The sequence below is a fragment of the Alkalihalobacterium elongatum genome (assembly GCF_019024285.1).
Classification (GTDB): domain Bacteria; phylum Bacillota; class Bacilli; order Bacillales; family Bacillaceae_F; genus Alkalihalobacterium; species Alkalihalobacterium elongatum.
In genome coordinates this window covers 46,825-61,967 of record NZ_WMKZ01000019.1, presented here as the reverse complement: position 1 = coordinate 61,967, position 15,143 = coordinate 46,825, and the positions used below count along the sequence as shown (strand labels likewise).

Here is a 15,143-nt window from a genome sequence, read left to right as displayed (position 1 = left end):
GGAATTTTATTCGTGAGATATTTGACATTGTGTCTAATGAATGCCTTTTCAAAATGAGAGATAATGATTACAAGGGAATAGTTGATTGAAAAATCAGAAAATATAGGAGGTAATAACGATGACTATGATACAAAAACAAACAAATGTTTTAAAAAATTATATTAATGGCCAATGGGTGGAATCAAACGGAGAGAGCACATTAGATGTACCGAATCCAGCAACAGGGGAAGTATTGGCTACCGTTCCTGTATCAACAAAAGAGGATGTTGACCAAGCGGTTCAAGCAGCTAGTGAAGCTTTTAAAACGTGGAAAAACACACCAGTACCAAAGCGTGCTCGTATTCTATTTAAATTTCACACATTACTATCAGATAATCATGACGAATTAGCAAAGTTAATCGTTCAAGAAAATGGGAAGGCGTTTAAAGAAGCACATGGTGAAGTACAACGTGGAATTGAATGTGTAGAGTTTGCAGCGGGGGCACCTACATTAATGATGGGAGAAACGTTATCTGGAATTGCTGAAGACATTGATTCTGAAATGTTCAGGTACCCATTAGGCGTAATTGGTGGGATTACCCCATTTAACTTTCCAATGATGGTACCTCTATGGATGTTTCCGTTGGCCGTTGCGTGTGGAAACACATTCGTCTTGAAGCCTTCTGAAAGAACACCAATGTTAGCAAATAGACTCGCAGAGTTGTTTTCAGAAGCAGGTGCTCCTGCGGGTGTACTAAATGTTGTTCACGGGGCTCATGATGTTGTAAATGGATTACTTGATCATGAAGAAATTAAAGCAATTTCCTTTGTAGGTTCTCAACCTGTCGCGAAATATGTTTATGAACGAGCAGCAGCAAATGGTAAGCGAGTTCAGGCACTATCTGGTGCAAAAAACCACCACATTGTTATGCCAGATGCTGATGTAGAAAAGGCGGTTACACATATTGTTGCATCGGCTTATGGTAGTGCAGGTCAGCGTTGTATGGCTTGTAGTGCAGTTGTTGTAGTAGGTGATGGAGAGGCTTTTGTAAGGGAATTAAAGGCGCGAGCTGATGAATTAATCATCGGGAACGGATTAGATGATGAAGTACTTTTAACACCAGTCATTCGCGATTCGCATCGAGCGAAAGTATTAGATTATATTTCAAAAGGTATTGAAGAAGGAGCAGCACTCATTCGTGATGGTCGTAAGGAAATAGACGAAATGACTGACGGAAATTTCTTAGGTCCAACAATCTTTGACCATGTTACACCAGAAATGGTTATCGCAAAAGAAGAGATCTTCGCACCAGTCATTAGTATGCTACGTGCAGAAGACTTAGATGAAGGTCTAGAATACATCCGAAAATCACGTTATGGAAATGGGGCGACGATTTATACGAAGGATGCAAAAGCTGTTCGTAAATTCCGTGAAGAAGCGGATGCAGGAATGCTAGGGGTTAACGTAGGAGTACCAGCAACAATGGCGTTTTTCCCATTCTCTGGCTGGAAAGATTCCTTCTATGGCGACCTCCATGTAAATGGAAAAGACGGTGTTAATTTCTTTACTCGTAAGAAGATGATTACTTCAAGATACGACTTTTAACATGTTAGTTCAATGAGCTAATCGATAGAAAAGGCTTTCATCATTTTTGGGCGGAAGCCCACTCATTTAGCATTCAAATCAATTCTTGAATAGCCGAAGCCAAAGCTAACGAAAACAGCTTTTTAATATAATAAATTTTTTAAGGAAGGAAGGAGGAAGGGCATGCTTAGAACAAATGAAAATATGAAAGCTCTTGAAAAAGATGAAAAGTATATTTGGCACTCTATGAAGCCTTACAATCCACAAAGTACGATGGTAGTAACTAAAGCGAAAGGGGCTTGGGTTACTGATAATGACGGAAATAGGTATTTAGATGCTATGTCAGGGCTGTGGTGTGTAAATGTAGGTTATGGTCGCACGGAGTTAGCTGAAGCAGCTTATGAACAATTAAAAGAATTAGCTTACTTTCCTTTAACACAAAGTCATTTACCTGCTATTAAGCTAGCGGAAAAACTAAATGAATTACTAGGGGATGAGTATGTTTTCTTTTTCTCAAATAGTGGTTCGGAAGCAAATGAAACGGCTTTCAAAATAGCGAGACAATACCATCAGCAAAAAGGAGACCACAATCGGTATAAATTCATTTCAAGGTATCGAGCGTATCATGGAAATTCAATGGGAGCACTGGCTGCAACTGGGCAAGCTGAAAGAAAGTACAAATATGAACCGTTAGCGCCTGGTTTTATCCATGTACCACCACCTGACCTCTACCGTTCCAATGATGCCCCCGATTGTCCTCCAGAGGAATTAGAAGCGGTCCAAGCAATCGATCGCACGATGACATGGGAATTAAGTGAAACGATCGCTGCTGTGATTATGGAGCCAATCATTACTGGGGGAGGCGTTCTCGTTCCACCAGATGGATATATGTCTGCTGTAAAAGACGTGTGTGAAAAGCACGGAGCTTTAATGATTGTTGATGAGGTTATTTGTGGGTTTGGACGTACAGGTGAGCCGTTTGGGTTTATGAACTACGGTGTCAAACCAGATATAATTACGATGGCCAAGGGGATTACGAGTGCATATTTACCGTTATCAGCAACCGCAGTTAAACGAGAAATATACGAAGCGTTTAATGGAACAGAGCAGTATGACTACTTCAGACACGTAAACACATTCGGTGGCAGCCCTGCTGCTTGTGCATTGGCTCTAAAGAACTTGGAAATTATGGAAAAAGAAAGCTTGTTTGAACGATCAAAACAGTTAGGAGAACGGCTTAAAAACGATCTGCAAAATCTTCTGCAAAACCATCCTTATGTCGGCGATGTTCGTGGAAAAGGTCTTCTCATTGGTATTGAACTCGTTGCAGACAAAAATACGAAGGCACCAATTGATGTAAGTATCGTCAATAAAGTTATTGCTTCTTGTAAGCAAAAAGGCGTCATTATTGGTAAAAATGGTGCGACAGTAGCAGGGTACAATAATGTCTTAACGATTTCACCTCCACTAAATATTGAAGAGGAAGACCTTGCCTTCCTAGTTAAAATACTAAAAGAATCGTTAAATGAGTTAAAAGATAAATAAAAAGAAAGAGGTGCCAGGCACCAAAAAGGTGCCTGGCACCTCCCCCTTTATAGCATTATTCACTGAAAAAGGAGGTTCGTTGTTGTGCGGATTGGCGTTCCAAAGGAAATTAAAAACAATGAAAATCGGGTTGCTTTAACTCCTGGAGGGGTATTAAATCTAGTGAAGGAAGGACATCAGGTTTTTGTGGAAACATGTGCAGGACTCGGATCTGGTTTTTATGATGAGCTATATACCGAGGCGGGTGCTGTTATCGTAACAGCAGAAGAGGCTTGGACATGTGACATGGTCATGAAGGTAAAGGAACCTCTTCCAGAAGAGTATCCATACTTCTATGATGGACTGATCTTATTTACTTATCTCCATCTAGCAGCAGAACGGGATTTAACTAAAGCACTGATAGAAAAGAATGTCGTTGCCATCTCTTATGAAACCGTACAATTAGAAGACGGTACGCTTCCTCTTTTGACACCGATGAGTGAAGTCGCAGGTAGAATGGCTACCCAAATTGGTGCACAATTTCTTGAAAAAGCAAAAGGTGGTAAAGGAGTATTACTCGGAGGTGTTCCTGGAGTTAAACGTGGCAAAGTAACAATTATTGGTGGAGGAGTTGTTGGCTCCAATGCAGCGAAAATTGCGATCGGATTAGGGGCAGATGTGTCAATTATTGATGTAAACCCGAGCCGTTTGCGGGAGCTAGACGATATTTTTGGAACATCTATTCAAACGATAATGTCCAACCCTCAAACGATAAGTGACGCTTGTACAGAAGCTGATTTAGTTATTGGCGCTGTCTTAATCCCAGGAGCTAAAGCACCTAAGCTTGTTACTGAAGAGACTGTTCGATTAATGGAAGAAGGTACTGTGATCGTAGATGTTGCGATTGACCAAGGCGGTATATTTGAAACAGTTGACCGAGTAACAACGCATGCTAATCCCACCTATACAAAGCATGGTGTTGTCCATTATGCGGTCGGGAATATGCCAGGAGCTGTTCCAAGAACGTCAACGATTGCATTGACGAACGTTACTGTACCATATGCTATCCAAGTTGCGAATAAAGGCTATAAAAAAGCATGTATAGATAACCCAGCTTTATTGAGGGGCTTGAATATTATGAATGGTTCGATCGTTTATGAAGGTATAGCGAGGGCGCATAATTTCCCATATAAAAATATTCATGAAGTGTTAGAAACTCAACAAGTTTAATTTTAAACAAAAACTAAAAACAAAAGATTAGAAAAAAGAGTTGCTAATAATGATGTAGCAACTCTTTTTGTTATCGTTTAGAGCCTGGTTCTTTTAGTTGAATGCATAAACGAGATAGTAACAGATGTTAGTGGGTTACTTTAACATTAGCTATCACTTTTTTTAGTTCTTCAATTAAACCTTCGATATCCTGCACGGGATACATAATAAAGGTCTTCTTTTTTCTTTTAGGTAAGTGAAAAGTAATTGTACCCGAATTTTTAGCTGGCCATGTAAAATTATGCATTTTTGCTTGAATGTTTATTTCAGAGACTTCTTCCTTTTTCCAAAAGAAGTTCTTTTTGTCTAACTTTAGGTAATCTAGACTTTCAATTGTATCTGTATCTAGTTCATCTTCTTTATCATGGCGTTTCATGATCTTTTTATTGTAAACTGGTTCTAAGAAAAAGCCAGCAGGGTTTCGAGGTAGCATAATATCAGCCATAATGGGATCAGGTATGGTTCCTGCAATTACTGCCCCACAAATGCCATTATCGGTAATAAAAAGTTTAAAATACTTTCGTGAATGGAAACCATACAAAAAAGTGTATTTACTGCTAATTTGATTGTATTCTTCCATGAAAAAGTAAATCCTCCAATAGTCTTTTTTGCGCTCATTTATAAAACTTGCCCTGAATCACTCCAATGTTATTTTACAATATGTTAAGGAGAAAATCCTTATTTCATACACACTTAGTAAAGTTAATTAAAACAATTGCTCATAATCTATAAGATTACCTTTTTTAGTATTTTCACTAATACGTCGAACAAAATGCTTAAACAACGCCTTTGTATAAAAGTTTTTTTAAAAGGTGCTTTTATAGATCGGCTATTTCATACCAACCTTATCTATGCGTTAGAATTAACAGCAACTATAACAGTAGAAAGTTCAGAGGCTTTAATACTGAAGACAGAGGGAATCATAGAGACTCAATGAAGCCCGAGGAGCAGCTGAAACGAAGGAAGAGGTCAACAAAGAGCGGGAATGAAACCCGAGGAACAGCTGAAAAGAAGGAAGAGGTCATCAAAGAGCCCGAAAGAAGCCAGAGGAGTAGCTGAAACAGAAGAAGAGGTCATCAAGCCTTTGGAGGAGTACGAACATTCCTAATTTTATTAGGCTGTTTTCTCAAAGATTGTTGGCTCTTTGCTATAAGACTTATAAGCTTGGTTCTTCACGCTTTAGCACCGAAGTTTATGAAAAACAGCCTTTATCATTTGTAGAAAATGGTTTTCTCTAGCCTTTTTTTCACGGTGTAATTGCTGCTTCAGGATTTTTTTGCAAGCTTTGACATCGTTGTCTTCCATTGGTTATTTGGCCTTCACCGTTTAACCTATGGCCCTGAAGCAGACATAATTGAACCAGTCCTTGTACAGTTGGAGTTATACTTTTGGTTTAATTAGTAAACATACAAAAAAGTATAGTCAATAACACATGTAACTCATTAGATTAAGTAACGATTTTGTATATCTTTACGATCTTGTTTACTTATCCCTAGATTTTGAGATAAATAGTCGTCGAAGGTACCATAATGATCGGCGATTTCTTTTAAAAATGCTTTTAAGTAATCTGGTCTTGCCTCTAGTAGGGCATCAATAGATTGAGGGTTAACATCTTTGGTTTTCTCTAAGAACCTTTTAGTAAGGATTTTTTGCTTTAATTGCTCAAGGTAATTATTTGTATACGTAAAGTCTTCGATTACTATTTCTTCAGGGACACCCAAAGTCATTAGTATCAATGAACTACATACTCCTGTGCGATCTTTACCCGCAACACAATGAATAACTAAGGGCACACTTTCTTCTTCAAACAGCATTCTTAATAGTTGAGAATAAGTATTTGTTTGGTGGGCAATTACACGGTTTAATCGTAGAAGCATTTCACCAGGCTCACCCAACTGGATCTTTTCACCATGTAAAGATAATTCGCCAACTTGCCTAACCTGTTCTTTATCTTCATTTTCTGGAATAACGGGCAGATGAATGTAGTCAATTCCAGAAATTCTCGGATTAGGTTTTGATTTTGTTTCAATACTTCGGCGTAAATCACATATTCTCTTAATTCCTAGATTTTGTAAACGAACCACATCATTTTCTGTTAGCCCGTTAAGCGCCCCTGATCGAAAAAATTGTCCCCACTTGACTTTTCGACCATCAGCTGTAGGGTATCCACCTAAATCTCGGAAATTTACTACCCCCTCTAAATAGATATCTCTACTATTTTTCTCATTATTATGTTGTGAATGTAAATTTAATTTACTCATGCATTTAACTCCTTCTCTTATATTTTCCAAGCTCCTTTTTAGGAACCTAAGAAAGGTATTTATAAAGTATACGGATACAACCTTTTAAATAGAAACGAACACGATAATCAATTTACTCACTATATTTTAACAGATAATTCAGAAATTAATCAAATAGTCAAAAAAACCCTAGTCACTAGCATATTTTTTACGAGAATGGACATTAACCAAGTCAAAACTCTTAAAAATTCCATAGAGTATTGCAAATGATAAATAGGAGGGGAGATTTTTGTTTGGATATTCTATGGTACAAATGGTGCGAGCTCATGCCCATAAGTTAGACAAACCATTACGGGAAAAAGTATTAAATCAATACAAGCCCTTTAAATGGACACCTTGTTTTCTTCATAAATTTTTTGAAGGTGTCATAAAAAGGACCAAAAGATTTTCAGTAATCATTCAGTTTGAAAAGGGGTGTTATGAACAGGGGTGTTCGGAGGTCGAACAAATTTTCAATGGCCATTCTGGCTGTAAAATTCGAAATGAGTTTACTAGTGTATCTTGCTGCAGTGCTCAAATGACACCAATTGCTTTAGAAAAAATATTAACAAGCTGTTCTCATGTAAAAAAAATATATTTAAATCGTGAAGTTCAAGCTTTGTTAGATACGGCTGTTGTTGCAGCAAATGCCCGAGATGTTGTGAGAAACGGAACGACTCTTACTGGAAGAGGAGTCACTATTGCTGTTATTGATACGGGGGTTCACCCTCATCAAGATCTTTCGGGTAGGATTGTTAATTTTGTGGATTTTATTAATCAAAGAATTGAGCCATACGATGATAACGGACATGGAACTCATTGTGCAGGGGATGCTCTTGGAGACGGTTCAGCATCTAATGGCAGATATAGAGGGCCCGCCCCTGAAGCTAATTTGGTAGGGATAAAAGTGTTAGATAAATTAGGGTCAGGCACGCTAGAAACTGTCATGCAAGGAGTAGAATATTGTATAAATTACAATGCAAGTAATCCAGAAAATAGAATCGATGTCATCAACTTGTCCTTAGGAGGACCAGCTCTAAGGCATGATAGTGAAAATGATGACCCTATGGTACAAATTGTAAATGAAGCTTGGACTTCGGGAATTGTTGTCTGTGTTGCTGCTGGGAACAGCGGTCCGGAATTCGAGACTATTGCCAGCCCAGGTGTAAGTCGACAAGTAATTACCGTTGGAGCATTGGATGATAGAGATACGGTGGAAAGAGAAGATGATGATGTTGCAAGTTTTTCAAGTAGAGGACCAACATTATATGGGCAGATAAAGCCAGATATTGTAGCTCCAGGTGTAAATATCGTCTCACTTCGATCACCGAAATCGTTTATAGATAAACTGCAAAAAGGAAACCGCGTTGGCTCAGACTATATTACTCTATCAGGCACTTCCATGGCTACCCCAATCTGTGCAGGTATTGTTGCTTTAATGTTAGAACATAATCCATCATTAACTCCTGACCAAGTAAAACAGAACCTGAAAAACGGTACAGATTTATGGAACAATCTAAGAGTACCAGAGGTTTATATATACGGAGCTGGCTATATTAATGCAGAAAACTCCATCTAAAAAATGGTGCCAGGCACCTTAAAGGTGCCTGGCACCATTTTTAATGTTGAGTAGGATGAGTGATAGGAAAGTCACGAATGTTTTACAAAACATGTTATATTTCAACAAAATAATTTATAGAATATTCAGTAAAATAGAATTATAATGTGAAAGATTAGTATGAAAAATTGAATATAGGAGGAATTTTTTTGAAGCTCAAGCGTTTAGTTTTGTTACTTATTACCTTGTTACTAGCAAGTACATTGTTTTCTTCATTTGCCCTGGCAAATGAACCTACTAGACCATCTTTAGTTGCTTTAGGTGATTCGATTACATATGGTTATGGTTTAGGAAACCCAGGTAGTGAGGCTTTTCCTTATTTAATAGGTGAAGACCAATTGAATGTAACAAATTTAGGAGTTCCAGGTGCGACATCAGCCGATCTTCTAGAAGCATTACAAACGCAACCATCTTTTATTCAGGCAGTACAAAATGCAAATGTAATAACGCTCAATATTGGTAGCAATGATTTACTGCAGGCCTCGAATTTTGCTGGGCTAGTAACTGACCCCACATCATTTGATCCCGAGACACTTACTATGAATGTTGCTTTAGCTATAGGAGCATTAAATTCAAATTTGCAAACCATTATTTCGACTATAAGGCAACAGACTCAAGCACCGATTATTCTTTATACGTTGTATAATCCAATTCCATTAGAAAACCCTATTGGACCAGGGTTTTATGCATTAGCTGAAGAAATGATCTTTAATACGAATAACGTCATAAAGTTAATAGGTTCACGTAGCCATTCTTTCATAGCGGATGCTTATAGTCCTTATACTAACCAACAACTAAACTACTTACTTCCTTATGATGTTCATCCGAATCCAGCAGGTCATCAAGTCCTTGCTAACTTAGCGAACCAATTGTTAGTCCCACTATTAGTTCCTTCTTCAATAGAGTTAACAGCTTCAACATCGGAACAAACGAGTGATCCTATTACTATTGCTGTTTCAGCTAGCGGACAAGCTACAGATATGAAATGGCTGCAAGGTGAGAAAGCAGTTGCAGACTTTCAAGAAGAAGGGAATATCATTACTGATGGTGAGTTTCAAGTAACTGAAAATGGGACGTATACTGTTTATGTAAAGAATATCTTTGGCTATGAATCTGTAAACTTAATTAATATAACGAATATACAGGAACCACCAATCGATGAAGAACCACCGGTAGAAGAGCCGCCTATAGAAGAGCCTCCAGTGGTCGAGGAACCACCAGTGGACGAACCAGTTTTAGAAGAACCACCAACTGAATTGCCAGTAGAGGAGGAAGAAACTGAAGAAGAAGCAATAGTAAAAAAGCCTGCACAAAATCAAAAGAAAGCCATAAATAAAGAGAAAAAGAAAAGTGAAACAATTGTAACACCTATTAAGAAAAATAAATTACCAAATACTGCAACACCAATGTATAACTACATGGGAAGCGGAATATTATTATTACTGTTAGGGATGATATTATTAACCGTACAAAGGTTTAGAAGGAAAACTCAATCTCTTTAAAGCGAGTAATTTCCCATTATTACCAAAGCCATTTCAATTGTTTGAGGTGGCTTTTTTAATCAAATTTTTTTACTATATTACTTTAGTAAATTAATAAATTAACGTTTTAGTATATTGCCATAAAGATATTTTTAAATTATAATTCGAATATAAAAAAAGTTCTAAAAATTCAATTGAGAAAAAGAGGAGGGATTTATTTGGAAACTTTAGTTAACTGGCTTAATGGTGTTTTGTGGAGTAATCCGATGATTTACTTTTGTTTAGGAGTAGGTTTGTTATTTTCAATTCTTACTCGCTTTTTACAGGTAAGGCACATTAAAGATATGGTTACTTTGATGTTTAAAGGTAAAAGTTCATCCGCTGGTGTATCATCGTTCCAAGCGATGTCGATAGCGCTTTCAGGAAGGGTTGGTACTGGTAATATTGCTGGGACTGCAACTGCGATTGCCTTCGGGGGACCTGGTGCCGTGTTTTGGATGTGGACGATTGCTTTTATCGGAGCATCAAGTGCATTTATTGAATCGACATTAGCTCAAGTTTATAAAGAAAAGCAAGACGGTCTTTATCGTGGTGGACCTGCTTACTACATTGAAAAAGGTATCGGTTGGAAGTGGTACGCTGTTATTTTTGCGGTCGCTACACTTCTTGCGATGAGTTTACTAATGCCTGGTATTCAATCAAATTCAATTGCGATTGCAGTTGAAAATGCGTTTTCGATTCAGCCTTGGCTGACTGCAACAATACTTGTTGCTATTATCGCTGTTATTATCTTTGGTGGGGTTAAAAGGATTGCAAACGTTGCACAGCTAGTTGTTCCTTTTATGGCTGTTGCGTATATTTTACTTGCTTTCGTTATTATCGGTGCAAATATTACACAACTCCCAGCTGTTATTTCATTAATTGTTAGCAGTGCATTTGGTGCTGATGCTGCATTTGGTGGAATTATTGGTTTAGCTATTGCTTGGGGAGTAAAACGTGGGATTTATTCAAATGAGGCTGGTCAAGGAACTGGTCCACATGCGGCAGCAGCAGCTGAAGTTTCTCACCCAGCGAAACAAGGGTTAGTGCAATCATTCTCGGTATATATTGATACGTTACTAGTATGTTCTGCGACGGCATTCATGATTTTATTTACAGGAATGTATAATGTTGTTGATGGAGCTGGAAATACAATTGTAAGTTATATTAGTGAAGTTCCTGCAGGAGCAGGTTATACTCAAGCTGCCATTGAATCTGTAATTCCTGGCTTTGGTGCAGCTTTTGTTGCAATTGCGTTATTTTTCTTCGCATTTACTACAATTATGGCCTATTACTATATGGCAGAAACGAATATCGCTTACTTAATTCGTGGTAAAGGAAATAAATTTGGAATGTTTATTTTAAAAATAGTTTTACTCGGTGCTGTATACTTCGGTGCTGTTCGCGAAGCAGATCTTGCTTGGGCTTTAGGGGACGTCGGATTAGGCTTGATGGTTTGGTTAAATCTTATTGCTATTCTGATCTTGGCAAAACCTGCACTAAGAGTACTTAAAGATTACGAAGAGCAGAAAAAACAAGGGATCGATCCAGTGTTTGACCCTGTGAAGTTAAATATTAAAAACGCAGATTACTGGGAAAATGAATATAACAAAGATAAAGACAAAATGTCGAGCTAAGCTTCACAGGCCTTTCATTCTTATCAACATTAACAGAGCTTAAAATTTAAATGAATAAAAATGAAAAGAAGGCTACGGTATTCAGATGAAACCGTAGCTTTTTGCGTATATTAATATATGATTTAGTAGAATAGAAATAAGGTTCCCTCACCTAGGAAAGGAACAAAAGATGAGAATTAATAAATTTATTAGCTTAACAGGTGAATGTTCTAGACGAGAGGTTAATCGTTTAATTGACGCTGGAAGCATTACTATTAACGGAAAAATTTGTGAACATGGAGATACAGTAGAGCTAACAGATGTTGTCCGTGTTAATGGGAAACAAATCAAGATCAAAGAAAGTGATAAAAAAACCTACATAGTTTTTAATAAGCCAGTCGGTATTACATGTACAGCACAACCATTAGTAGAAGGAAATATAATTCAATTCATCAACTATCCGAAGCGAATATTTCCGATAGGCAGACTAGATAAAGCTTCAGAAGGATTAATCCTACTTACAGATGATGGTGATATCGTTAATAAGATAATGCATTCTGAAAAAAATCATGAAAAAGAATATATTGTAACGGTCGATAAGCCAATTACAGATGAATTTCTTCATGGCATGGCAGCTGGGGTGGAAATTCTCGGGACAAAAACAAAACCATGTCATACATCTCGTATCAACGATAATACGTTTCGCATTATTCTTACACAAGGGCTCAATCGGCAAATTAGGAGGATGAGTAAAGTATTTGGATATAAAGTAGAACGTCTTCAAAGAATTCGCATCATGAACATACTACTCGGATCACTACAGGAAGGCGAATGGAAAGAAATAGAGGAGGAGGAACTTAACAAATTGCTAGCAGCGTTATAGGGACTATTACTTTGTCCCAAATCTGTGTTACTTAGAAGTAAGAGAGCGTAGCTGATTACATGAAATGCATGTTCCAAATCCTCACTTAGAACAGCGATAAGGAAAAAAGAGGAAGAGTGCTGTTCTAAAACCCACACGAAAAAACCGCTGCTCCTCAAAATGGAATTAGCGGTTAATTGTTCGATAAAGAAATAAATTAGATGCTTTCCTTAACCTCTGTTTTGTAGGACTTTAAAATCCGAGCATCGTAAATAAAAGGACCAAATGGAGTTACAGCTGCAAGAGTAGCACCAATAAATCGTGTTAAAGGCCATTTGTATTTTACGGTAACATATAAAGCGATTGCTAAGTAAAGCATAAATAATGCCCCGTGGGCTGCACCAATCACAGTAACAAACTGGGGCAGATCTGCAATGTATTTTAAAGGCATAGCTACACCTAGAAGCAATAAAAATGACCAGCCTTCTAGAATACCAATGTTTCGAAACCATTTAAGCGGTGTATCTAACATGTTGAACCTCCCTCTTGTAGTAAACAAGCTTTATACAGTGATTATATCAGTATGTTGCTGCTAATAAAAACAACAATATTGTGAAAAAGGAAAAGTAAGGATTGGTTATGAGGTTAATCTTATGTGCATGCTGATTTTGAGAGCTATAATAAGGCACATCAACAAGAAACCATAACGGTGCGACCATGTAGAAAACTTCCCCTCTTCGACAGACCTGAAGATGGGGAAGCTTACAAAGTGATCGATGTTTCATTTTTAATTTTAACTAACGAGGTTATCGGTAAATGATCAGATGCTTCTTTATAGGTCGTAATAACATCGGAATAAATGACATCCAACTTATCATTTACAAAGATATAGTCTAGTTGAAACTTTGGTTTCCGTGATGGAAAGGTACAAAGTTCTTTTATTATACGTTTTTCGCATGTATTGTGATAATATTTAGCTATTTTACGGTAATCTCTAGAATGGGGTCTACAATTTAAATCTCCCATTAACAGAGTTGGGAGTTCGTCTGTAGAATGCTCTAATATTTTTTTTATTTGTTTTTTTCTTAATAAAGGATGCAGACTAACATGGGTAATTAACGTTTTCACTAAAGTTTGGTTAATTTGAATAGTAGCATCGATTATAGACCGTGGCTCACATAGAAAAGGTTGGAGACGTACAATGTGGCTAGTAGAATTTTTAATAGGAAACCTTGAAAATAAAGCATTTCCGTATTCACGGCGTTCGACCTTACGGGATTGAATGGAAAGAGCTGGTGCAAAAACATACTCCATTTGCAATTTTTCGGCAAGCCAACTCGTCTGGTCAAGAAACTGACTTCGCTTTGAGAATGTTTTGTCAACCTCATTAAGACCAATGATATCAGCATCACTTTGTTTAATGATTTTGGCAATTCTATGTAAGTCGACACGGCGATCCGTACCGAGACCATGACGTATATTAAACGATAAAACTCTAAGTTTAAATGGAACTCCCCCCTTTACACTTAGCAATTATCTTTGCCGAGTCACGTTAGATTTAGACATGGCATTAAACATTTCATCCTGTGTCGTTTTAGTGAAATAGTCTTGTACCAACAGTTGTAGATAAAAATGTCGGCTATAATAATGATAATTAATACGGTCATACTAAAAAAAGGGTTATTTATAACAATGGGGTGGACAGTTTTGCAAACAAAGCAAGATTTATTGACAGAAGCGGAAAATTTCATATATATCTGTTATAGAGAACTAGGTAAAAATGAGGAACAAATTAAGGCAAGGTTAACAGAGGTTAGAGAAGAAATTGAAAAAACGGGACATTACGATCATACATATGAAGAACTTGAGCATGGAGCACGGATGGCATGGCGGAATAGCAATCGTTGTATTGGTCGATTATTCTGGGATAGTCTTCATGTCTTAGATGCAAGAAATGCAGATACTGGTGAACAAGTCATTAGTGCCTTAAATAAGCATATTACATACGGGACTAATGGTGGGAAAATCCTCCCGACAATAACAGTGTTTAAACCTGTTATTAATGGTGAAGAACAAGTAAGAATATGGAACTATCAACTAATACGCTATGCAGGATATGATACAGAGTATGGGATCATTGGTGATCCAGCTTCTATTTCATTTACTAAGTTTTGTGAAGAGTTAGGATGGAAGGATGAGGGGACACATTTTGATGTATTACCTTACGTTATTCAATTGAAAAAGGGAGATCCACAATGGTTTGATATTCCTAAGGATATCGTTTTAGAAGTTCCACTTATTCATCCAGAGATTAAAGGGTTTGCTGACTTGCAATTAAAGTGGTATGCTGTCCCGATTGTATCAGAAATGAAGCTTGAAATTGGAGGTATCCACTATACAGCGGCTCCTTTTAATGGCTGGTATATGGGTACGGAAATTGGAGCAAGGAATTTAGCTGATGAAGATCGTTACAACATGCTTCCTAAAATTGCTTCAATTATGGGGTTAGATACGAGTCGTGCTTCGACATTATGGAAAGATAAAGCTTTAATTGAGTTAAATGTTGCAGTTTTGCATTCATTTAAAAAGAACGGCGTTAGTATCGTCGATCATCATACCGCAGCATCTCAATTTCAACATTTTGAGGAAAAAGAAAAACGTTGTTCACGATCGATAACAGGAGATTGGACATGGCTAATACCACCTGTTTCACCAGCTACAACTCATATTTTTCACAAACCATATGAAAATGAAGTGTTGACTCCTAATTACTTCTACCAAGATAAACGTTATGAATAAATGAAGAAGAAGCTGCCTCGTATAATCCACTCTTCTAGAATAGAAGGGGTCATCACTATCGAGTCAGCTTTAGTTTCAGTGGAATTACTCCT

The 15,143-nt window shown here is 37.4% G+C and carries 12 protein-coding genes; 8 read left to right on the top strand and 4 right to left on the bottom strand.

Annotated features, from left to right (window positions below; all coding sequences use genetic code 11):
- The first annotated feature begins 124 nt into the window (after positions 1–124).
- From GKP30_RS16445 to ald, 3 genes are all read left to right on the top strand, one after another.
- Positions 125–1,585: a CoA-acylating methylmalonate-semialdehyde dehydrogenase gene (locus GKP30_RS16445; RefSeq protein ID WP_407928630.1), complete on the top strand. Its 1,461-nt coding sequence runs from the start codon at positions 125–127 to the stop codon at positions 1,583–1,585.
- Between the two features lie 162 nt (positions 1,586–1,747).
- Positions 1,748–3,109 (top strand): aspartate aminotransferase family protein, encoded by a 1,362-nt coding sequence (locus GKP30_RS16440; RefSeq protein WP_216830554.1) that lies wholly within the window; start codon positions 1,748–1,750, stop codon positions 3,107–3,109.
- An 84-nt stretch (positions 3,110–3,193) separates the two neighbouring features.
- Positions 3,194–4,318 (top strand): alanine dehydrogenase, encoded by a 1,125-nt coding sequence (ald, locus tag GKP30_RS16435; protein ID WP_216830553.1) that lies wholly within the window; start codon positions 3,194–3,196, stop codon positions 4,316–4,318.
- Positions 4,319–4,445: 127 nt separating this feature from the next.
- Here the strand turns inward: ald and GKP30_RS16430 are convergent, their stop codons facing one another.
- Together GKP30_RS16430 and GKP30_RS16425 are read right to left on the bottom strand one after the other, a co-directional pair.
- Positions 4,446–4,937, bottom strand: a complete 492-nt coding sequence (locus GKP30_RS16430; protein WP_216830552.1) for a hypothetical protein — start codon at positions 4,935–4,937, stop codon at positions 4,446–4,448.
- 862 nt (positions 4,938–5,799) lie between these two features.
- Positions 5,800–6,618 (bottom strand): tyrosine-protein phosphatase, encoded by an 819-nt coding sequence (locus GKP30_RS16425; RefSeq protein ID WP_216830551.1) that lies wholly within the window; start codon positions 6,616–6,618, stop codon positions 5,800–5,802.
- Positions 6,619–6,886: 268 nt separating this feature from the next.
- Here GKP30_RS16425 and GKP30_RS16420 point away from each other — a divergent pair, with 268 nt between their 5' ends.
- The 4 genes from GKP30_RS16420 (at position 6,887) to GKP30_RS16405 (ending at position 12,273) form a co-directional block, all read left to right on the top strand.
- The gene (locus GKP30_RS16420) at positions 6,887–8,215 is read left to right on the top strand and encodes a S8 family peptidase (protein WP_216830550.1); all 1,329 of its coding nucleotides are present in this window, start codon (positions 6,887–6,889) and stop codon (positions 8,213–8,215) included.
- Positions 8,216–8,403: 188 nt separating this feature from the next.
- Positions 8,404–9,756 (top strand): SGNH/GDSL hydrolase family protein, encoded by a 1,353-nt coding sequence (locus tag GKP30_RS16415; RefSeq protein ID WP_216830549.1) that lies wholly within the window; start codon positions 8,404–8,406, stop codon positions 9,754–9,756.
- 197 nt (positions 9,757–9,953) lie between these two features.
- Positions 9,954–11,411 carry an alanine/glycine:cation symporter family protein gene (locus GKP30_RS16410; protein ID WP_407928628.1) on the top strand — a complete coding sequence of 486 codons (1,458 nt, stop codon included), beginning with the start codon at positions 9,954–9,956 and terminating at the stop codon, positions 11,409–11,411.
- A 169-nt stretch (positions 11,412–11,580) separates the two neighbouring features.
- Complete coding sequence (locus GKP30_RS16405; protein WP_216830548.1) at positions 11,581–12,273, top strand: pseudouridine synthase; 693 nt, start codon at positions 11,581–11,583, stop codon at positions 12,271–12,273.
- A gap of 196 nt (positions 12,274–12,469) precedes the next feature.
- On the opposite strand, the gene GKP30_RS16400 is transcribed toward GKP30_RS16405, so the two are convergent.
- Both GKP30_RS16400 and GKP30_RS16395 read right to left on the bottom strand, forming a co-directional pair.
- Positions 12,470–12,784: a DUF3817 domain-containing protein gene (locus GKP30_RS16400; protein WP_216830547.1), complete on the bottom strand. Its 315-nt coding sequence runs from the start codon at positions 12,782–12,784 to the stop codon at positions 12,470–12,472.
- A 230-nt stretch (positions 12,785–13,014) separates the two neighbouring features.
- Positions 13,015–13,785 carry an endonuclease/exonuclease/phosphatase family protein gene (locus tag GKP30_RS16395; protein WP_216830546.1) on the bottom strand — a complete coding sequence of 257 codons (771 nt, stop codon included), beginning with the start codon at positions 13,783–13,785 and terminating at the stop codon, positions 13,015–13,017.
- A 174-nt stretch (positions 13,786–13,959) separates the two neighbouring features.
- On the opposite strand from GKP30_RS16395, the gene GKP30_RS16390 reads away from it, so the two are divergent.
- A complete protein-coding gene (locus GKP30_RS16390) occupies positions 13,960–15,051 on the top strand; it encodes a nitric oxide synthase oxygenase (protein WP_216830545.1) in 1,092 nt (363 codons plus the stop codon).
- Positions 15,052–15,143 lie beyond the last annotated feature (92 nt).